The organism is Pleomorphovibrio marinus (genome assembly GCF_003347495.1).
In the GTDB taxonomy this organism is placed as follows: domain Bacteria; phylum Bacteroidota; class Bacteroidia; order Cytophagales; family Cyclobacteriaceae; genus Pleomorphovibrio; species Pleomorphovibrio marinus.
On record NZ_QCXY01000001.1, the window covers coordinates 1065645 to 1085389 of the forward strand.

Annotated in this window: 15 protein-coding genes and 2 tRNA genes; 7 read left to right on the forward strand and 10 right to left on the reverse strand. The window is 44.6% G+C overall.

The annotated features are described in order from the left end of the window. The first annotated feature begins 212 nt into the window (after positions 1 to 212). Positions 213 to 2360, forward strand: a complete 2148-nt coding sequence (locus DB520_RS04480; RefSeq protein ID WP_114748413.1) for a carboxypeptidase-like regulatory domain-containing protein — start codon at positions 213 to 215, stop codon at positions 2358 to 2360. Between the two features lie 538 nt (positions 2361 to 2898). Here the strand turns inward: DB520_RS04480 and DB520_RS04485 are convergent. After that, a complete protein-coding gene (locus tag DB520_RS04485) occupies positions 2899 to 4011 on the reverse strand; it encodes a D-2-hydroxyacid dehydrogenase (RefSeq protein ID WP_114748414.1) in 1113 nt (370 codons plus the stop codon). Positions 4012 to 4167: 156 nt separating this feature from the next. Here DB520_RS04485 and DB520_RS04490 point away from each other — a divergent pair, with 156 nt between their 5' ends. The 3 genes from DB520_RS04490 to DB520_RS04500 all read left to right on the forward strand — a co-directional run bounded on the left by DB520_RS04490 (position 4168) and on the right by DB520_RS04500 (position 9845). Beyond that, positions 4168 to 4923, forward strand: coding sequence for an SDR family NAD(P)-dependent oxidoreductase (locus tag DB520_RS04490; protein ID WP_114748415.1), 756 nt, complete (start codon positions 4168 to 4170; stop codon positions 4921 to 4923). Positions 4924 to 5309: 386 nt separating this feature from the next. Next, positions 5310 to 8756, forward strand: a complete 3447-nt coding sequence (locus tag DB520_RS04495) for a ThuA domain-containing protein (protein ID WP_114748416.1) — start codon at positions 5310 to 5312, stop codon at positions 8754 to 8756. Between the two features lie 375 nt (positions 8757 to 9131). After that, entirely contained in the window at positions 9132 to 9845 is a 714-nt protein-coding gene (locus tag DB520_RS04500; protein ID WP_114748417.1) for a hypothetical protein, read from the forward strand. 203 nt (positions 9846 to 10048) lie between these two features. Here the strand turns inward: DB520_RS04500 and DB520_RS04505 are convergent, their stop codons facing one another. The 7 genes from DB520_RS04505 to DB520_RS04535 all read right to left on the reverse strand — a co-directional run bounded on the left by DB520_RS04505 (position 10049) and on the right by DB520_RS04535 (position 15948). Then, positions 10049 to 10873: an ion transporter gene (locus tag DB520_RS04505; protein ID WP_114748418.1), complete on the reverse strand. Its 825-nt coding sequence runs from the start codon at positions 10871 to 10873 to the stop codon at positions 10049 to 10051. Positions 10874 to 11032: 159 nt separating this feature from the next. After that, positions 11033 to 12946 carry a DUF2207 domain-containing protein gene (locus DB520_RS04510; RefSeq protein ID WP_114748419.1) on the reverse strand — a complete coding sequence of 638 codons (1914 nt, stop codon included), beginning with the start codon at positions 12944 to 12946 and terminating at the stop codon, positions 11033 to 11035. Then, positions 12943 to 13425, reverse strand: a complete 483-nt coding sequence (locus tag DB520_RS04515; protein WP_232834836.1) for a LemA family protein — start codon at positions 13423 to 13425, stop codon at positions 12943 to 12945. Before DB520_RS04515 ends, DB520_RS04510 begins: the two co-directional genes overlap by 4 nt. Positions 13426 to 13627: 202 nt before the next feature. Then, the gene (gene rplS / locus DB520_RS04520; RefSeq protein ID WP_114748420.1) at positions 13628 to 13993 is read right to left on the reverse strand and encodes a 50S ribosomal protein L19; all 366 of its coding nucleotides are present in this window, start codon (positions 13991 to 13993) and stop codon (positions 13628 to 13630) included. A gap of 58 nt (positions 13994 to 14051) precedes the next feature. Beyond that, on the reverse strand, positions 14052 to 14765 hold the full coding sequence (gene trmD / locus DB520_RS04525; RefSeq protein ID WP_114748421.1) for a tRNA (guanosine(37)-N1)-methyltransferase TrmD: 714 nt from the start codon (positions 14763 to 14765) through the stop codon (positions 14052 to 14054). Next, entirely contained in the window at positions 14765 to 15295 is a 531-nt protein-coding gene (gene rimM, locus DB520_RS04530; RefSeq protein ID WP_114748422.1) for a ribosome maturation factor RimM, read from the reverse strand. The genes trmD and rimM overlap by 1 nt, the downstream gene beginning before the upstream one ends. Before the next feature lie 14 nt (positions 15296 to 15309). Continuing rightward, positions 15310 to 15948 (reverse strand): 30S ribosomal protein S16, encoded by a 639-nt coding sequence (locus tag DB520_RS04535; protein WP_114748423.1) that lies wholly within the window; start codon positions 15946 to 15948, stop codon positions 15310 to 15312. 207 nt (positions 15949 to 16155) lie between these two features. Here DB520_RS04535 and DB520_RS04540 point away from each other — a divergent pair. The 3 genes from DB520_RS04540 to DB520_RS26475 all read left to right on the forward strand — a co-directional run bounded on the left by DB520_RS04540 (position 16156) and on the right by DB520_RS26475 (position 16789). Then, a tRNA-Arg gene (locus tag DB520_RS04540) sits at positions 16156 to 16227 on the forward strand. 42 nt (positions 16228 to 16269) lie between these two features. Further along, a complete protein-coding gene (locus DB520_RS04545) occupies positions 16270 to 16569 on the forward strand; it encodes a GIY-YIG nuclease family protein (RefSeq protein ID WP_114748424.1) in 300 nt (99 codons plus the stop codon). Positions 16570 to 16625: 56 nt separating this feature from the next. Next, positions 16626 to 16789, forward strand: a tRNA-Arg gene (locus tag DB520_RS26475). A gap of 583 nt (positions 16790 to 17372) precedes the next feature. Here DB520_RS26475 and DB520_RS04550 read toward each other — a convergent pair. Together DB520_RS04550 and DB520_RS04555 are read right to left on the reverse strand one after the other, a co-directional pair. Beyond that, positions 17373 to 17993 (reverse strand): BspA family leucine-rich repeat surface protein, encoded by a 621-nt coding sequence (locus DB520_RS04550; protein WP_114748425.1) that lies wholly within the window; start codon positions 17991 to 17993, stop codon positions 17373 to 17375. A 200-nt stretch (positions 17994 to 18193) separates the two neighbouring features. Then, positions 18194 to 19402: a DUF2264 domain-containing protein gene (locus DB520_RS04555; protein WP_114748426.1), complete on the reverse strand. Its 1209-nt coding sequence runs from the start codon at positions 19400 to 19402 to the stop codon at positions 18194 to 18196. Between the last annotated feature and the right edge of the window lie 343 nt (positions 19403 to 19745).

The window sequence follows — 19745 nt, forward strand, 5'->3', positions numbered from 1 at the left end:
TCTTTAATGCTGCTCAAACATTAGTAGGCTAATCAACCTATTCGAATCTACCTACTTTTGGTCTGTATGAATTTGCGATAATGGAGAAGCTAAGGGTTTGATTGTTTAGCATTTATCTAATTTTTCAATTATATTTAGATACCTTATAGTAGAAAAGAGATTCTTCCCCAACGAACCTCAAACCTCCTATTACCCTCTAAACCCGAATAACTATGAAATACCAGCCCTCTCTTTTAGGTTTAACCAATTTATTTGTTCTCCCATTGGTTTTCTTTATCTTCTTTTCCTGTGAAACCGATAAAGAAAACAGGCAGAACATTCACGGAGTTGTCACCAGCTCCAATGGCCCGGAGGCCGGTGTATGGGTAATTGCTGAAACCAAAGACTTGCCTACCCGCTATGCCAAGATTGTGGTCACCAATGAAGAAGGTGAATATCTGATCCCGGACTTGCCCGAGGCTAACTATGATGTTTGGGTGAGGGGGTATGGCCTGGTGGATTCCAGGAAACGGAAATCAAAGCCCGGCGATAACCTGGATCTTCAGGCAACCATCGCGCCTGACCCCAACGCTGCTGCAGCCTATTATCCGGCAGGGTATTGGTTTTCATTGCTAGAAGTTCCGGATAAGGATCATTTTCCTGGAACTGGGCCTGATGGAAACGGGGTTTCTCCCAATATCCAAAACAGGGCGGATTTTCTCAGAAATATCAAATCCGGTAATTGTATGGCTTGCCACCAGATGGGAAGTAAAGGAACCCGTGAAATCCCTAAGGAATTGGGTGAATTTGACTCTTCTTTTGAGGCTTGGGAAAGGCGCATCCAGTCTGGTCAAGCAGGGCCCAATATGGTTTCCGGTGTGCAATCTCTGGGGAAGGAGGCCGTATTAGGCATGTTTGCTGACTGGACAGATAGAATTGCCGCAGGTGAAATTCCGGAGACACCTCCCCGCCCTCAGGGTGTAGAGAGAAATGTGGTAATCACCCAATGGGACTGGGCAGATCCCAAAGCTTATTTGCATGACGTGGTCTCAACCGATAGAAGAAACCCCAACATAAATGCCAATGGGCCTGTGTATGGTGCGCTGGAGGCAAGTGCGGATTATTTGCCGGTTCTTGACCCTATGGAACATGACAGCACTCGTGTTCCATTGACGGTTCGTGACCCTGAAACCCCTCCTGCATCCTCCCACATGCCTGCATCCTCTCCTTACTGGGGAGATGAGCCTATCTGGGACAGCAAGGCCAATGTGCATAACCCTATGTTTGACCATAAGGGAAGGGTCTGGATCACTGCGGCTGTCAGACCTGCGGATAATCCTGATTTTTGCCTAGAGGGTTCTGACCATCCATCTGCCAAGGTATTTCCGGTACAACGGGCGGGCCGGCATTTGGGGGTATATGACCCCGAAACGGAAGAGTACAGCCATATCAGCACTTGCTTCAGTACCCACCACCTGATGTTTGCAGAGGATGACAATCATACCTTGTGGACTTCCGGAGGGGGAGCGGTTGTGGGCTGGTTGGATACCAAAAAATACGATGAGACCGGAGACGAAGAAGCAGCTCAAGGCTGGACACCATTGATTTTGGATACCAATGGAAACGGGAAAAGGGATGACTTTGTAGGGCCAGACGACCCGGTTGATCCTAATAAAGACAAGCGCATCAGCAATGGACTTTATGCAGTTGCTCCTGCACCGGATGGTTCGGTCTGGGGTTCTACACTTGGCTATCCAGGAGGTGTGATCAGGCTGGAGCCAGGCTCCAATCCCACCGAAACGGCTCTAGTGGAATATTATGAATTGCCACTTGACGAAAATCGTGACCCCATAGAGGGATACTCACCAAGGGGTATGGACATAGACAGGAACGGGGTTGCTTGGGTGGCCTTGGCCAGTGGCCATATGGCGAGTTTTGACCGTGGGAAATGCAACGGCTCTTTGAACGGTCCTGATGCCACTGGGCAACATTGTCCAGAGGGTTGGACTTTTTACACTGAACCTTTGCCTCAGCTCAGGGGCCTGGAAGAATCCGGCAGTGCAGAATCCAGTTATTATACCTGGGTGGATCAGTTTGATACATTTGGACTAGGGGAAAATGTTCCCATCAACACCGGGAACGGTTCCGAGGCATTGCTGGCCTTGGTAGATGGGGAGTGGGTAAAGCTTAGAGTGCCTTATCCTCTGGGGTTTTACACTAAATGGATGGATGGCAGGATAGATGATCCCAATGCCGGTTGGAAAGGAAAAGGAATATGGGCCACTATAAGCACACGTACCCCCTTTCATATGGAGGGTGGTAAAGGAACCACCAGTAAGGTCTACCACTTCCAGTTGAGACCCGATCCCCTTGCCAACTGAGGGAAATCGTTGGGATATAAAATGCAAAAAGCTATGAAACACTGTTTCATAGCTTTAGTCAATTAACAATAAACCCAAAATAACCTGCTGTAGGGGAAGGATTCGAACCTCCACGGGGCAGTTAGGCAAATCACGAGCTCGATGATTGCTTTCTGCTGTACTCCCCACCCCCGAGACCGGAGGGCATGTCTGCCAGTTTCATCACCCTACATTTTTGTTTGTCAAAGACCATTTGTCTTTGTTTGATATTTCAAAGTTAACAGAACCCCTGTTATTTTACAAATAAATAAATCAAATCGTTAAAAAAATACATTATTTTTAACTAAATAGATTTTATATTAATAAAATAGAAATTTAGGGATTTCTTTTAAAGAATAAATTGAGGATTTTTCAATAAAACTTTGTGGATATTTTTACCAGTGTAAAATTGGGGTGATATAATTATTGTTTCTACTCTTACAATCTACCGTAAAGGTGCTTAGATTGCCTAAACCCAACCATAAGGATAAAAAGTGAAGAAACAGTAAGCAGTGCTTGCCTAAAAGCCGGCCTCCTTGTCCACCTCATGTAGCAGGGGCATATTTTGTACCCATCTTTCCACATTTCGGACAAAGACATCCTGACTTCTCAAGTGGGAATATTGGGATCTCCCGGAGATATGGGAGGTGATGATCACGTTGGGGTATTGCCAGAGGGGGTGGTTTTGGGGTAGAGGTTCCGGATCGGTTACATCCAGCCCTGCCCCAGAAAGCCTTCCGGAATCTAGGGTTTTCATTAAATCATCCGTATTAGTCACCTTGCCCCTTGAGATATTGATAAAATAGCTTCCATTTGGAAGTTGGTTAAATATTGCCTCATTGAACATGCCTTCTGTTTTTGCAGTATGGGGAACTGCTGAGACTAGGATGTTGGAATTTTCCAGTACCTTTTCGAAGCCTCCAAATTCCATTTCATATAATTCGTCCACGATATTTCCCGTCGATTCCTGCGTCATGGGCCTGATATCCGCTGCCAAGACCTTCAAGTCCATTGCTTTAGCTCTTCTGGCAATTTCTCGGCCTATGCCTCCATATCCGATAATCCCCATTGTGAGGTTTCGCATCTCTATTTGTCCTTCCACTCCTTTCCAGTTTCCATCCGACATATTGAGACTTTGCTCTTTAATACCACGGGTAAGCGAAAAGAGGAGGCCAAAAACATGCTCAGCAATTGCAGGGCCATAACATCCTTTTGCATTAGACATTGCGATTTCAGAACGCTCCATCATACTGGGGAAAAGTTGTTTTTCCACCCCGGCGGAGCTGCTATGCACCCATTTAAGACCTTTTGCCTTGGCTAGGTCTTCCTCGCTTATGCGTCCAAATACCACATCTATTTCTGGCAGCAATTTGTCCTTTTCTGCTGCATCCAAGTCTGAATAAAGAGTGATGTCAGGGGATATCTTCTTTATTTGCTCTTGTTTTTCCTGTACTAAGCCGGTATTAAGCCAAATCTTCAAAGGGAGTCGAGGAGCTTGGGGATTTGATAAATCCGGGTTTGTATCCATACCTATCGTGGAAAAAGGAAGGATAGAACCTCCTCCAATAAGGGCACTGTTGCGAATTGATCTTTTGATAAATGTTCTTCTGCTGGAAGGGTTAGGTTTTTTCATGGTATAGGTTTTAATCGAATTTTAAGATAACAAATTTTGCTAGCCTTTAAAAGGACTATCGTTGAAAACTGCTCTTCCTGACCTTCCAATATTGAGCAAAAAACATGGGAAATAGGAAGAAGTATAGTAGTTTAGAGGGCATAAACGATTATAACTATGACCCAGAGATTCGAAAATCAGGTTGCCGTGTTGACCGGGGCGGCTAATGGAATAGGCTTAGGCATCGCTAAAAGGATTGCGGAAGATGGTGGGCAATTGGCCCTGTGGGATATCAACCAAAAACTGCTTGAAGAAAGAGTCACGGCTATGAAAGATAAAGGTGTTAAGGCCAAAGGCTATGTTGTGGATGTTTCCGATGAAGGTCAGGTGCAGGCTGCCTTTGCATCAGTGGTTCAAGACTTTGGAAAAATCGATATTCTGGCTCATGCCGCTGGGATTGTGGGGCCTACGCAGATTAAGGTAGCGGATTATCCTACACAGGATTTTGATCAAATTTACAGAGTAAACCTTCGAGGTTCTTTTTTGGTATGCAAGTATGCCTTGCCGTATATGGAATCCAATGGATATGGTCGAATTGTTTTGATTGCCTCCATTGCAGGAAAGGAAGGCAACCCAATGATGGCAGGTTATTCTGCCACCAAGGCAGGGGTAATTGGGTTGGTCAAGGGAATAGGCAAAGAATATGCGACTGCCAACATCACTGTCAACGGTATTGCTCCCGCAGTGATCAAGACTCCCATGAACGAAGCGACCGGACCTGAGCAATTGAAATACATGACTTCAAAAATACCCATGAACCGTCTTGGCACAGTGGAGGAAACTGCTTCCCTAGCCGCATGGATCCTTTCTCAGGAAGCTTCTTTCAATACAGGGTTTGTTTTTGACCTTTCTGGAGGTAGAGCGACCTATTGATTTCCTGTTTTTTTATTTAAGAAAAAGAAATGCGCAGAGCTTTTTTTGCGTTCATAAATTATTTGATTTTGATAAACAGCTAATGTATTTGATAAACGAAGAGGGTAGCCCTTGGATAATAGCTATATTGCGGCAAAATTTCTTTATAAAGATAAAATTGAGCCTGCCTGGACGGCAGTCAGGCATGAGGAGAACCTCACACGGAGGAATTGCCCCCCGATAGCTACGGGCGTTGCGAGATTCCCCCGAAACAAGTTCGGGGCAGGCTATATGACCGCTGAAAAAAAATTATAAACATATGAAATGCCCATGAGAAAGTATTCTCACACAGGGGGATGATTAATCTGGGCATTCCATCTGACCGCTGAAAAGACAATTATAAACATATGAATAAAAAAAGTAGAGGGAGGGGGTATTGGTATATGCTATTTCTCCTGGGAATTGCATTCTGGTCTTGCAATGAAAGATCCGGAGATCCTAAAGTATTGGTGTTTAGTAAAACCTCAGGGTTCTACCATTCTTCCATTCCAGAAGGGATCAAAGCCATCCAGATGTTGGGCGAGGAAAACGGTTTTTTGGTGGACACCACCACCAATTCCGCCTTATTTACGGAGGAAATCCTTCAGGAGTACAGCACCGTGGTGTTTTTAAATACTACAGGGGAAGTATTAAACCATTATCAAAAAGCAGATTTTGAGAGGTATATCCAAGCAGGTGGGGGTTATGTAGGGGTTCACGCTGCATCCGATACCGAATATGACTGGCCATGGTATGGCCAATTGGTTGGAGCCTATTTTGAGGACCATCCAGGAATACATGACAGTCACCCTGGTGTCCAAACCGCGATGCTAAAAGTTGAAAACAACTCTCATCCCAGTACCTCTTTCCTACCAGAAATGTGGGAAAGAAAGGATGAATGGTACAGCTATAAAAATTTTAACCAGGACGTCAATGTACTTATCAGCATAGATGAGAATAGCTACAAAGGCGGAACCCAAATGGATTATCACCCTATGGCCTGGTACCACGAATATGACGGTGGTCGGGCTTTTTACACGTCTGGTGGACATACTATTGAATCTTTCCAGGAAGAGCTTTTTCTGAGGCATCTGTTGGAGGGGATAAAGTATGCGATAGGCGGCAATAATAAATTGAACTACCGAAATGCGAAATCCAAAAGGGTACCTGATGCAGACCGTTTTGAAAAAAGAACCTTGGTACATGGGAAGTTTGTGGAACCCACCGAAATGACCATACTTCCGGGTGGTGATGTACTTATCGCCCAGCGCAGAGGGGAAATTCTGTTGTATAAGGCAGCAGACAGTACCCTCACTGAAGCCGCTCAATTGGATGTTTATTGGAAAACAGACGTGCCTAGGGTGAATGCGGAAGAAGGGTTAATGGGGTTGAAGGCGGATCCCAATTTTGCAGACAACAGGTATGTTTATGCATTTTACAGTCCCAAAGGAGAGTGGGTTAACCGACTGTCCAGGTACAAATTTGAGGATGACAAGCTTAACTTGGACTCCGAACAGGTGATACTGGAATTTTATTCCCAAAGAGACATCTGTTGCCATACTGGCGGCTCCATTGCTTTTGATAAGGACGGATTACTGTACCTTTCTACAGGAGACAACTCCACACCGTTTAACCAAACTACCGGCCAATATAGGCTGACTGGATTTGCGCCTATTGATGACAGGGAAGGTTTTGAACAATACGATGCTGCCAGGTCCTCGGGCAATACCAATGACCTGAGGGGTAAAATCCTCAGGATTAAAGTAAACGAGGACGGCAGCTATGATATCCCGGAAGGCAACCTTTATACTAAGGGTGATGAAAAAGCGAAACCAGAAATTTATGTACAAGGCACCCGAAACCCCTACAGAATATCCGTGGATCAAAAAACGGGATACTTGTATTGGGGTGAAGTAGGTCCAGATGCCAGGGCGGATAGTATGCAGGTGAGGGGACCAAAAGGATACGACGAAGTTAACCAAGCCCGAAAGGCAGGGTTCTTCGGCTGGCCATTTTTTGTAGGCGACAACTATCCTTATACCTCTTTTGACTTTGATAAAGGAGAATCCGGAATCACTTTTGATCCCAGTAAACCCGTAAATATTTCCAACAACAATACCGGTCTTAGTGAGCTTCCTCCTGCACAACCTGCCTTTATATGGTACCCATATGACCGCTCTGAAGAATTTCCCCAGGTAGGAACCGGAGGAAGAAATGCCATGGCTGGGCCTGTATATTACTCTGACCTTTATCAAAATGGAGGGGGATTACCTGAATACTACAACGGAAAGCTGTTTATCTATGAATGGATCAGGGGTTGGATTAAGGTGGTGACCATGGATGAGGAAGGGAATTACCAGAAAATGGAGCCTTTTATGGAAGATGTCAGGCACAACGCACTCATAGATTTGGAGTTGGGGCCGGATGGCAATTTATATCTGTTGGAATATGGAAATGGTTGGTTTACTGCCAATCCGGATGCAGCTTTATCGATTATCCATTATAACCCGGGTAATCGTGCTCCTGTAGTTTATGGACTGGAAGTGGATGAAACCTCAGGTAGCCTTCCCCTTACGGTGAACCTAATGGCGAATGTAAAGGACCCAGAAAATGATCCCTTGCACTTTGCTTGGGATATGGGAAATGGGGAAATTCTGGAAACCAAGGAACCAAGATTGACTTACACCTACAAAGAAGTGGGGGACTATGACATTTCACTTACTGTCACGGATCCCGACAACCTAAGCGCTACCAGCCCGCTGGTGAATGTGTACGCAGGAAACATCGCTCCGGAGGTCAGTATATCCATCCTTGGAAACCAAACATTCTATTTCCCGGATAGGGAAGTAAACTATGAGGTGGTGGTAAGGGATGAGGATGACCCAGATGCGTCAAAAGACCTCTCTACCTTGTATGTATCCGCCGATTATATTGATGGGTTTGACAGGGCGGAGGCTAACTTGGGACATCAGGTAATGAGTGAGGCAATGACAGGAAAGAGCATTATGGAGTCCCTTACTTGCAAGACCTGTCATAAAGTCGATGAGCCTTCTGTAGGTCCTGCCTATACCGAGGTGGCAAAAAAATACGCAGATGACGCAAATGGCCCTTCCCACTTGGTAACTAAAATTATAAAAGGTGGTTCTGGGGTTTGGGGAGAAACCATGATGCCTGCTAACCCAGATCTCAAGGAATCAGACGCAAAGAAAATTGTCGCATACATCATTTCTTTGGACGGGGTTTCTGAGCAAGAACCCTCCCTCCCTCCTAAAGGAGCTGTGTCCTCCACTATGGGGAAACCCGCCTCCGAAAATGGGGTGTTTATGTTGACGGCGAGTTTTACCGATAGAGGTGGAAAGGAAGGGATAAAACCGCTTTCCGGTGCCGCTACCCACTATCTTAGAAGTGGCAAAATTTCCATGGAAGAGGTGGCAGGTATCACAGGTTTCGCTTATATGGACATGGACCAGGGCAGAATGTTGATTTCAGACCTAAGTGAGAAATCCCATTTTCATTTGGAGGATATTGATCTTAGGGATGTCAAGACCATCCAAATGCTGCTAAGTGCTCAAAGGGATTTGGATGTAGGATATAGGATTGAAGCCAGGCTCGATACACCTTCTGGAGAACTTATCGCTCAAATGGTATTGAGAAACAAAGAGGAACAGGGAGAAGAAGAGGGGTTTTTAAGCAATATTGATTTAGAATTTGCCAATGAAATCCAAAGAAGAGCGGATGTTTATTTTGTGGTTAGCCCACTAAGTGAAAAGGAGTCCAATTCTTTAAATGTTTTACAATTGGTTTTCAAAAGATAGCATTTCAGGGGCTGTCCGTTAATTTGCCAAATTAGGTAGCCGGACAGTCCCAATTTTAAGAATTTGGCAGCTTAATCCCCATCCCTGCTGATCTTTTCGAATCCATAGTAGCCTAATAAGTTGAGGATTATACAAACCTTATTCTTTTGAAACACAAAACTTTTTGATGAGGGACTATTATTGAAATTGGAAATTTCAAGAGTTGCTCCTAGTGAAAACGTATAATGAAACACAAAATCATTTTTTCTGGGAGTAATCTCAAACACACATTTTTGATGATAAGACTCTTTTATTTGTAATATAATATATTATGATAATATAATTTTACAATAGTATTATTTGCCCTATCTTCGTGGCATAACACTTTTATAGGGTATGCGTAGTTGGATAAATCTAATTAACAGGCATTTTGGGGGTTATTGGATTAAGGACAAAAATAGTGTAAAGCAGTACTTGAGTTCAGCTCCCTATTATTGCGCATTGGATTCTGGTAAACAACGAGAATTGAGATTTAAGTTTGATCAGTTTTTAGCGATTACTACCTTTCCTAAAGACCAAGATTTGACGCAAACAAGAAGTTCAATTTATACAGTGGCTTTTGTACTTTCCTGCTTGACCATGGGGTTTAAAAAACTGCCAAATAAATTTCCACAGTCGATAGAGCTTTCCTTATCCTCCCGGACAAAGGTTTCATTGAACAGCACAGGAAATCTAGTTGTGCAGTTGGATTTAAATGGAAGCTGGGTGGACGATCCTTTTGAACTTATTCCGCCATTAGCCAGGGTTTTGAGATTTCAAGACCATTTTATGGCTGATCGAAGCAACCCATGGAGCAGACCTACCCGATTCCAATCCTTTGTGGCTTTGGCAGAACAGGAAATAAAAGCCATTCGCTTTGGGGAACAATCCCTTTTACCTTTTGAGGCAGTTGATAATTTCAACGAGCTTTTCATTCGTTGCATATATCAGTTTTTCGACAAGCCATTGGAATTAAGGGAAGATCACCCACTGTTATATCAGGCAATGGTGATACTCTTTATGCAAGATCCTGCCCTGCTCTATCAAAAAACCTCTCTAACCAAGGTTTAATAAAAATACAGGGATAGACGGCCCTTTTGGAAAACCAAAGCACGAATGCACAAATCTTTTGTGGTCTTATTGGAACCTCCTTTCAAAGGCACAAAAAAGGGGTTATAATAAGTTGATATACACTTAATCTGGGATGGATGTAAAGATCCGGTGTAGGAATCTAGTTTTTCCTCCTTACCTCATGGTTTAGATCGTATCGAAGCTTAATTCAACTTGTCCATTTCACTGCCGCATAACTTGCAATAGATGGCATCTGAATCGTTGCTCTGATATCCACATTCATGGCACACCTTTCTGGTTTTCATGATATTCTGATACTTGGCAGCGGTAAGTTCTGAGGTGACAATACCTGTAGGAACTGCTATGATTGCATAACCCATCAACATGATGATGGATGCCATAAATTGACCCAGGTTGGTGATTGGGACAATATCCCCATACCCCACCGTGGTAAGGGTTACAATGGCCCAATACATGGACTTGGGAATGGAAGTAAACCCGCTTTCTGGCCCTTCAATAATATACATCAAGGAACCCATGACTAAAACGATGGTTAAGACGGTTCCTAAAAAAATCTGTATTTTAAGCTTACTTTCATTTAAGGCAACCTTGAGTATAGATGCTTCTTGTAGATACTCCACCAATTTCAGGACCCTCAATATCCTTAAAAACCTAAGTGCCCTTATCACAGTAAGGTAATGCGCCTCAATCAGTGCCAAACTCATATAGGTAGGCACAATAGCCAATAGATCCACTATTCCATAAAAACCAAAAATATAGCCTTTTTTATCGTTGCTGAGCCAAATGCGGAAAAAGTACTCCAAGGTAAATAGCAGGGTGAATAGCCACTCCAACACATAAAGCAATGTGCCATACTGCTCATTGATTTGCTCTACGGAATCAAGGATTACCACCGCAACACTCAAGAGGATCACGATAAGCAATACGATATCAAAGTTCTTGGAGGCTCTATCGTTTGATTCAAAAACGATATTTGCCATCCTAGCTTTATTCGGAATCCAACCCATGTACTCTTGGTGGCTAAGCGTTTATAGTTGATTCAAATTTTATCCAATATAGGAAGACTTTATCAAACCTTTGAGGTTTCCCGACCCTCGAAAGGTTAACTACGCAATCAAATTGGACAAAACTGATTGTTGGTCAAACTACCCCAAATTTCAAAAGCCTTACCAGCCACCACCGCCTCCGCCTCCGCCTCCTCCCCCGGAGCTGCCCCCGCCCCCACTGCCTGAAGACGAACCGGGTGCTGAAGCGGAATTCTGTAAGGATTGGCTAAAGGTTTGAGAAAGGGTGTTTGAGAACCCTCCCAATGAGGCTGCGGAAAAGGCAGCCCCGCTATACCAGGTTGGACTATAGCTTCTTTTGCCCAGGTCCACCTCACTCTTTTTCAGCGCATGTTCGAAGCTTTTTCCCCAAGATTCTCCCACCCCCAATGCTATGGCATAAGGCAGGTACTTTTCGAAAACCTCAGGGGTAAGTCCTGGTGGGTTTAAGTGTTGAAGGAGTGGTTTTTCTGCGGTATTTAGGTACATGCGGAAGCCTTCTATGTCATCCATTACCTCTCTGCCCTTAAGGGTGGGCGCCTTAAGTAAATAGGGGAAGAGGAAGTTCCCAAAAAAAAGAAATACAAATGCCAGTAAAATCCCCAAATCGTATGACTTTGCGGAACTCAATACTATAATCAAGGGTATTACTCCAAAAAAGATGGAAACTAGGATCAATCCAATGATGCCCCCCTTCTTTTTGGGTGCACCTTCCCTCCATCGTAGGAAGGAATAGATGTTGATATAAAGGACTCCTGCAATCAAAAAGGCTAAAAAGGTGCCTATTGTCAAAAACCCAATCTCATCAGAAAGCCTGTAGGGGAAAGTCATTACTAGGGATAAAATGATGGTGAGAATGGAAAGGAGTATGCCCAAAAACAGCCATTCCCTGTTTAGCTTGAAATACCCTGCTTTGAAATTCTCTTTAAGGTGGGTCTTTAAGCTGTTCAGTCCATTACGGATTTGCCGGTGTTCCTTGGGGTCCAGGAGAAGGACTTTTCTTTCTCCGGGGAATAGGGATTCCAATAATTTTTTATCGGCACTATTTACATTCTCCAAGTCGGTATTGGTGCGACGGAGCTGGAACTTCCGTTTGCTGATCTCCACAATCCTCAAATGTCCCATGGTGGCGAGCTCTACGATCGAAGCAGTGAAACATCCGGGGTCATATCCCATGGTATAGATGTACCTACATGCCGCTGCATTAAAACCATTCGGGGACTCAAATTGGGGGTAGATACTTCCTTTTTTGGGATCTACTCCCACCTTTTTCCAGGCAAAGAAATAATAGCCCCAGACCAGCAATACTCCCAAAACTGCCATAAAAAACCCCAAATTGTCTCTGATGTAGGATTGGGCACGTTCTTGTGGGCTTGGCTCTGGAATCACCCCCTTTGGCCAAGCCACCGCTACCGTAAGTGCCTGCCCCGGCTGTAGCGTTTCTTGTACCTCCACCATTAGGAAACGATCTGATTCTTGGGAGATGCTACAGGGACATGCCTGGGAGCCAACTTTACCTGCATAGGCGCTGTATTGCAAGATCTCCCCTCCTTCGGGGATGCTTACCCGGGCTGATGCATTTAGAATTGGAAAGGACCAATGATCCCCAATGGCATTCCAGTAGATTTCATCGAAATCCTCAAAATAGCCGATTTGTTGGGTGGTGGTGTAGGAAATAGTATAAGTGTATTCCCCCGGTTCAAGCAGCACGTCTGGATCCCCAATGCGGATCACCTTAAAATCCCCCTCAGAAATCACCTTGTATGGTGCTGGCTCATTATTCTTTAGGACCTGGTGCAATTCAAATCCCACCCTAATACGGTTGTTGAGCCGGTCTCTGTAAATTATCGGGATACTTCTAAATATGCCCCTACGGATCTCTTCTCCCAGACTCTGAACGGTGATGGTTTCTTCCACCTTCAAGGAACCATCGGACTGAACTTCGATTTCACTGTGATAATGGGAGATAGCTTCTCGCTCATTGGCCCAACTCAGTAGCGGGAATAATAGGAAGACAATGCCTAATAACTGCTTCATGCTAGATTGATTTCGGGTAAATTCCTGTCCCCTTCATTGCCAATGCTAAAGAAAGTACGCTTTTCAAAACCCAATCCCTTTGCAACGATGTTGGAGGGAAAGGATTCTATTTTAATATTCAGCTCCCTCACTGTGCCATTGTAATACCTTCTGGCCTTTTGAAGGGTGTTCTCTACGCGGGAAAGTTCTTTTTGAAGCTCCAGAAAATTGGTATTGGCTTTTACTTCCGGGTAATCCTCTGCAATTAACAGCAGTTTTTGGAGATTTCTGCTCAAGGCTCCGGCAGTGGCGGCGTGCTCCTGGATGGTATGGGGAGCCAGGGTCTCGTTTCTAAGTTCCGTTACCTTTTCAAAAAGTTCCCTTTCATGGGCGGCATAGGCCTTCACCGTATTCACTAACTCCGGTATCAGGTCGGCTCTTCGTTTCAACTGTACATCAATCCCACTCCAGCCTTCTTTGGATAGGTTTTTTAATTTCACCAATTTATTATAGGTCACTATTAAAAACAAAAGAAGGAAAAAGAGTAAAATTAAAACTGCCGTCATCCGAAAGGAATAAAAGGAATTGAATGATATGGATAAAGATAGATTAAAAATAGCAAAAATATTCAACAGCATCAGCGAAGAAGGGAAAAACGCAAAAAAAAAAGGAGGCCATTTGGCCCCCTTTTATGCAGGTGAATTATTTTTTCACTCTTACTCTTTCCTTGATCTTGGCAGCTTTTCCTTGTCTTCCTCTCAGGTAGAACAGCCTTGCCCTTCTCACTTTACCTTCTCTCAAAAGCTCGATTTTTTCCAGTGCCGGTGAAACGATCGGAAAAATCCTCTCTACCCCAATGCCACTGGAAACCTTCCTTACCGTAAAAGTCTCTCCATTGGTGTTGATGTTTTTCCTTTGTATGACGGTACCTTGAAACTGCTGAATCCTTTCTTTACTGCCCTCGGTGATCTTCACGTGAACGTTCACGGTGTCACCGGACTTAAAATTTGGAAATTTGGACCTTGCGTCCTTGTATTCCTCTTCTACGACTTTAAGTAGTTCGCTCATTGCTTTAACTATTTATGCGAAACGCGTTTATGCTGCACAGGGCAGCGTTGAATACTTCTTATTTTTTCTCTTTATTCTTATCGCCATGGCCCTCCAGATCCTTCAATAGATCCGGTCTTCTTTGGCCGGTGCGGCGAACCGATGCTTCAAACCTCCATGACGAAATCTTGGCCTCATGGCCCGATAGCAACACCTCAGGAACTTTCCATCCCTCATAATTTGCAGGCCGGGTATAAACCGGGGGAGCCAAAAGCCCATCTTGGAAGGAATCTGTAAGGGCGGATGTTTCATCGTTGAGCACTCCCGGGATTAGCCGTATCACGGCATCCGTTACCACTGCTGCAGCAAGTTCCCCGCCTGAAAGCACATAGTCCCCTATGCTGATTTCCCGGGTCACCAGATGCTCCCTTACCCTTTCATCCACGCCTTTATAATGGCCGCAAAGGAGGATAAGGTTTTTTTTCAGTGACAGCTCATTGGCCATCTGCTGCCGAAAGGTTTCCCCGTCTGGACTTAAATAGATGACTTCTTCGTAATCCCGCTGCTCCTTCAGTGCCTCCAGGCACTTGGCAATGGGTTCTATCATCATAACCATTCCCGCTCCTCCCCCAAATGCATAATCGTCCACGTTTTTTTGCTTTCCTGTGGCATAATCCCTCAGGTTGTGGACCACTACTTCGGCCAGCCCTTTATCCGCAGCCCTTTTGAGAATGGAATGCTGGAAGGGTCCCTCCAACAGGCCCGGCAATACCGTTATGATGTCAATCCGCATTACTCCTCCAAATAGATGTCAAGTAAGCCTTCTGGCAATTGGCAGTAAACTTTCTTTGCTGCCTTATCCACTTTGGTGATGATGCCATCCTTGATAGGGATCAATACTTCCTTTTCCATGTAAGTCATCCCTATTAGGTCTTGGGTCTGAAGGTCGTAGATAACACTCACTTCTCCCAATGCACCTCTTGTATCGTCCACTACCTGAAAACCTACCAATTCGTGGAAGAAATATTGGTCTTCCTCCAATTCCGGCAACTCCTTCAGGGGTAGGTACAAGGCTGCACCCACTAGGGGTTTCACTTGATCCACATGGTTGAGCTCCTCGAATTTTGCCAAGAACCGGTTGTTAGGTTGAGGCACGAAGTGTTCCAGGAAGTGCGGGATCAGCCTGTTGTTCCTTTCCAGAAACAGATGTTTGATCTCCTCGTATTCCTCGGGATAATCCACATCCAAAGCGATAAGCACCTCTCCCTGTAGCCCATGAACCTTGACCACATATCCCAATTGGAAACAACTGTCCTTGTTCATGGCAGGCTATGGTATTAATCTTTCTTTTCTTCTTTTTTCTCAGGAGTGGCTTCCGCATCGGCTGCAGGCTGCTCGCTCTTTTCAGCATCGGCCTCGGCGCTTGCTTCTTCGGGAGCTTCAGCAGGTGCTGCTTCCTCGGCAGGAGCTTCTGCAGCTTTGGCTGCTGCCTCTTCTGCGGCAATAGCGGCTTTTGCGTCGTCTTCCCTTTTCTTGATGGCGTCCAGACGAGCCTGATTTTTGGCTGCTTCGGCTTCAAGGGCTGCCTTCTTGGCGCTGTCCTTGGCTTGCTGCAGGCTTTCTACCTTCGCGTTGATTGCCTTTTCTTTCTGCTCCAGCCAGGTGTTGAACTTCTCGTCGGCCTCTTCTTGCGAGATGGCCCCTTTCATCACCCCGATTTGCAGGTGTTTTTTCAGCATTACTCCCCTGTAGGAAAGCATAGACTTTACCGTGTCGGTAGGTTGTGCACCGTTGAGCAACCATTTCAGTGCCCTGTCATTGTTGATCACCACTGTGGCGGGATCTGTGTTGGGGTTGTAAGACCCGATTTTCTCGATAAAGCGTCCATCTCGTGGAGCCCTTGCATCGGCGATGACCACATCGTAGATGGCCAATTTTTTGCGGCCTCTTCTCGCCAATCTGATTTTTACTGCCATATGTTATTGAAATTTAATGAATTGATGGAACCCGTCCATCGGAATTTTTGGACTGCAAAGATAGGCCTTTAATCTGTAAAAGAACAATATCATCGGAGAATATTTGCGGATATGGAAAATATTGGTTTAACTTGCGATGTTTTTCGGAAATACGCTCCTTGTTGCATTAGGGAGGCATGTTTTCACGGGAAAAACACTTGGATTAAAGGCCTCGTAGTTCAATGGATAGAATAGAAGTTTCCTAAACTTTAGATACAGGTTCGATTCCTGTCGAGGCTACAATCATTTCGCTTTGAAGGTTATTTTTCAATTTTTTAGAAAATGAAAGATGTCTTTTACACCTACGTCTTAAAAAGTAAATGCCACAATTATTTCTACAAAGGTCATTGTAGAGATATACAAAAGAGGCTAATCCAGCATAATTCCGGAATGACGGTTTCTATTCGTCCTTATATCCCTTTCGAGATTGCATATGTTGAAGAGTTTGAAACTCAGGCAGAGGCAATCAAAAGGGAAAAGTATTTCAAATCCGCAGGGGGCAGGAAGTTCCTTAAGAAGATGCTGGCCTCAAAGGTCAGGGATCACCCGGATGACACCTCTCAGACGGACCCGCTCGGATGACGGAGTCGGAAGGGGATAGAATAAATGACGACAGGAAGGAAGTTTCCTGAATTTATGGCCTCGTAGTTCAATGCCCGCCCGGCTGACGCCTGTCGGACGGGGATAGAATAGAAGTTTCCTAAACTTTAGATACACCCGCCCGTCCCAAACCTTAATTTAGGGATTCCAGCAACTATTTAGGCAGGACGTTCGGGCGGGGGTTCGATTCCTGTCGAGGCTACAAAAAACCACTTATACAGGCTGTATTTGGGGTTTTTGTTTTTTTGGGGGGCTGAAGAGGTACTACTGAATTTTTAGTGAAGATACCTGGGTCTTTACACTTTAAAAAAGGGTAAATGGGAAATCTGCCTCCTAAATTCAATAAATTGGGGATTATTAACAATTTCTCCGGATAATTTTGGAATTATAGTTTAATGCCAACCTGCTAACGCAAGGCGGCCGATCCCGCCCTGCCATCAGCACGCGGTAAAGCCGGAGGGAGAGAGGTATAAGTATGGTTTAGGCTTTTCTAATGGTTGCTTTTTTTCTACCACTGTGATTTTGATGTTCTAAGCCTTGCTTAGGGGTACTTTCCATTCAGAGATTGAACTTAAGGCCTATTTCAACGAGTAACCCTATTGGTTCTTCCTACACAAAATGAAAGTAGGAATCTTTGAGAATTTTATGCAGAGGATGCTAGTAATCCCACCTTACCCCTGTAAAGCATTAATTTGCTGAGTGCCTAATTCAAAAATTCAGAATAATATTTGCTGAATTATTTTAAAAAAATCAGATTTCATCCTGTATTTACCGAAGTGGTTGAATTAATCAGGACAAGTGCCCCACTTAGGTTTGTTCTCGGAGGTTAGAGGACTACTGAATGAAAACTCTTGAGGTTCTGAGGGTATGTTAGTTACACACCAACTAGAAATATTTTGATTAAATTGGGAATGGGCGAACATTACAACCATTTCCTGAACATTTCTCACATCCCAATCTCCAAGGGGTTGGTTGAAGAGGGAATTTTCAAACATTCCAGTCATATCCAGTACACTACTCACATCCCAATGACCTATCGGTTGATTGAATGGGGTACTAAAAAACATCCATTTCATATCTGTTACACCACTTACATCCCAACCACCAATTGGCTGGTTAAAATCACTTTCCTCGAACAAACCTGCCAAATCAGTAACTAACGAAGTACATAATTTTGTCATATCAAACCCTTCATCTCTTCTTTGTCTTATTAAATCATTATCTACCGATTCATATTCTAGTCCATTAATTGATCCCCTATCCCCCGGGCTGGTGTCAGGACACATACAGGTGACTCCATTTTCATAAAGATAAAATTTTGTGTTTTCTGGATCCAATTCATCTTCCGTTTCGCATGAACTAAAAATAATTGAAAGAATCACAAAATGATAAATGTACTTTCTCATACTATAAAGTTATAAAAAATCCATAACAAGGTTATTTTTAATAACCTATCTTTTTGAACCCTGGAAGCATATGCTTAAAAACCTCGCATTTTAATCCCCTTTTACGCTCAAGTCCACTTAATTATTCAGTCCATTAAATGAACAGTACTTCTTGGCATTCCAACTAGGTGAGAGAACCACTTTCCATCATCACCACCCCCTCATAGCGCCTTGTCAATCTCCACCTTTTCCCCTCCCCAAATTTTCTGCTGTGTCCATTTTTCCTTGGGGGCAGCCCAAAAGGCATTTTCCTTCGGAAGCCCTAGCACCAGAAAGGCCTGGGAACAAAGATACAGGCTGCCTGTGGAAATATAGGGTTCCGCGATTTCGGGTTGAGATCCGTTAAAACCTAGAATCAGCCAGCCATCCTCGTCAAAAAGTTGCTTGCCTTCCATGTGCTTTTCAACCACCGCCAACAAGGCGGCCCTGACTTGGGCAGGGGCCAGGTTCTCGGGCAATTCCTCCCACAGGGCAATTTGGGAAAGCACCTGAAAAGCCCCAAAGCGATAGGCCATGGACCTACCCACCACCGGGTAAGTCCCATCCGGGGCGATAAGCCTTTCCTGAATCGCCGCATACCGGCTTGCCCTTTTTACAAAATTGTCGTGGTCCCTCCGGCTTCCCCTTTCGGTTTCCAGCAGCACCTTCGATATGTCCAGCAGCATGGGCTGAATGACGAAGCTGTTGTAATAGTCGAAATGAAATTCCGGGCCATCCCCATACATCCCGTCCCCCAGGTACCATTCCTTGTGTTTGTTCAGGGCATAATCGATGCGAACCAGGTCCCCTTCCCCGTCGAACTTGATAAGTGCGGCCTCTATCATGGCAGTGAAAAGGAGCCAGTTGCTGTAATAGGGCCGGATCACGCGGGTGGACTTAAGGGCAGCAAGGGTATTGCTTTTGGTGGTGTCGTCCAGCCTTTCCCAGAGTTGGGTGGGCGCCCTAAGCAGCCCATGTGCCAGAAAGGCCGCATCCACCAGTGGCTGTCCGTGTTCAGTAAAGTTCATAAAATCCGCGGCTTCCGGATCAGTGGCATTTTTCAGGGATTGTTGAACCAGTTGAATGTATTTTTCCCGCAGCTTTCCTTCCTCCGTATCGTCAGGCCCCAGTTCCAGCCAAGGGGCCATTCCAGAGATCAGTCTGCCAAAAGCTTCCAGATAAGTAACCTTGTCCCTATGAGAATAGGCATTGGGAGCAGTTTCCACGGGCATATTTTTCTTCAGTTCATCTTTGCTCAGGTGAAGAAGCACAGGGTCTGCTATTTGGGTAAGGTATTGTATAAAGGCCTTTCTGTCTGAGGTATCTTGGGTGAATGCGTTGCCGTGTAGGAGCAAGGTAAAGAGCAGGCTGAGGAGAGTTGCTTTGTTCATGCTGGGATGGGGTTGAGTGCTACCTATAAGTAATATACAACAATACGGATTTTTCGGGATGATTTACTAATGGGACTTTTTTCAAAACACTATTCAAATATATGCGGGGGCCCTTCTTTTTCCTCCACCATAGTACTAAACCCTAGAAAGAAACCCTGACTGTGCCTTTTGGATACATGGACTAGGTTCGGTAAGAGTTCTATGGGGTTTACTCCTTGTTATTGTTGTTTTACCCCCAATTTAAGCCCCAGGTCACCCTGCAAAATGATCTAGTAAGATTGTATTGGTAATATAAAATAAAGTAGAAGTCTTCTGAGGGAAGGTGCGATAACTTTGAGGGAAT

Bases quoted from the DNA above. Each gene is read 5' to 3' on its own strand.
- DB520_RS04480 (WP_114748413.1), top strand. From the start codon at position 213: ATGAAATACCAGCCCTCTCTTTTAGGTTTAACCAATTTATTTGTTCTC.
- DB520_RS04485 (WP_114748414.1), bottom strand. From the start codon at position 4,011: ATGAAAAAACCTAACCCTTCCAGCAGAAGAACATTTATCAAAAGATCA.
- DB520_RS04490 (WP_114748415.1), top strand. From the start codon at position 4,168: ATGACCCAGAGATTCGAAAATCAGGTTGCCGTGTTGACCGGGGCGGCT.
- DB520_RS04495 (WP_114748416.1), top strand. From the start codon at position 5,310: ATGAATAAAAAAAGTAGAGGGAGGGGGTATTGGTATATGCTATTTCTC.
- DB520_RS04500 (WP_114748417.1), top strand. From the start codon at position 9,132: ATGCGTAGTTGGATAAATCTAATTAACAGGCATTTTGGGGGTTATTGG.
- DB520_RS04505 (WP_114748418.1), bottom strand. From the start codon at position 10,873: ATGGGTTGGATTCCGAATAAAGCTAGGATGGCAAATATCGTTTTTGAA.
- DB520_RS04510 (WP_114748419.1), bottom strand. From the start codon at position 12,946: ATGAAGCAGTTATTAGGCATTGTCTTCCTATTATTCCCGCTACTGAGT.
- rplS (WP_114748420.1), bottom strand. From the start codon at position 13,993: ATGAGCGAACTACTTAAAGTCGTAGAAGAGGAATACAAGGACGCAAGG.
- trmD (WP_114748421.1), bottom strand. From the start codon at position 14,765: ATGCGGATTGACATCATAACGGTATTGCCGGGCCTGTTGGAGGGACCC.
- rimM (WP_114748422.1), bottom strand. From the start codon at position 15,295: ATGAACAAGGACAGTTGTTTCCAATTGGGATATGTGGTCAAGGTTCAT.
- DB520_RS04535 (WP_114748423.1), bottom strand. From the start codon at position 15,948: ATGGCAGTAAAAATCAGATTGGCGAGAAGAGGCCGCAAAAAATTGGCC.
- DB520_RS04545 (WP_114748424.1), top strand. From the start codon at position 16,270: ATGAAAGATGTCTTTTACACCTACGTCTTAAAAAGTAAATGCCACAAT.
- DB520_RS04550 (WP_114748425.1), bottom strand. From the start codon at position 17,993: ATGAGAAAGTACATTTATCATTTTGTGATTCTTTCAATTATTTTTAGT.
- DB520_RS04555 (WP_114748426.1), bottom strand. From the start codon at position 19,402: ATGAACAAAGCAACTCTCCTCAGCCTGCTCTTTACCTTGCTCCTACAC.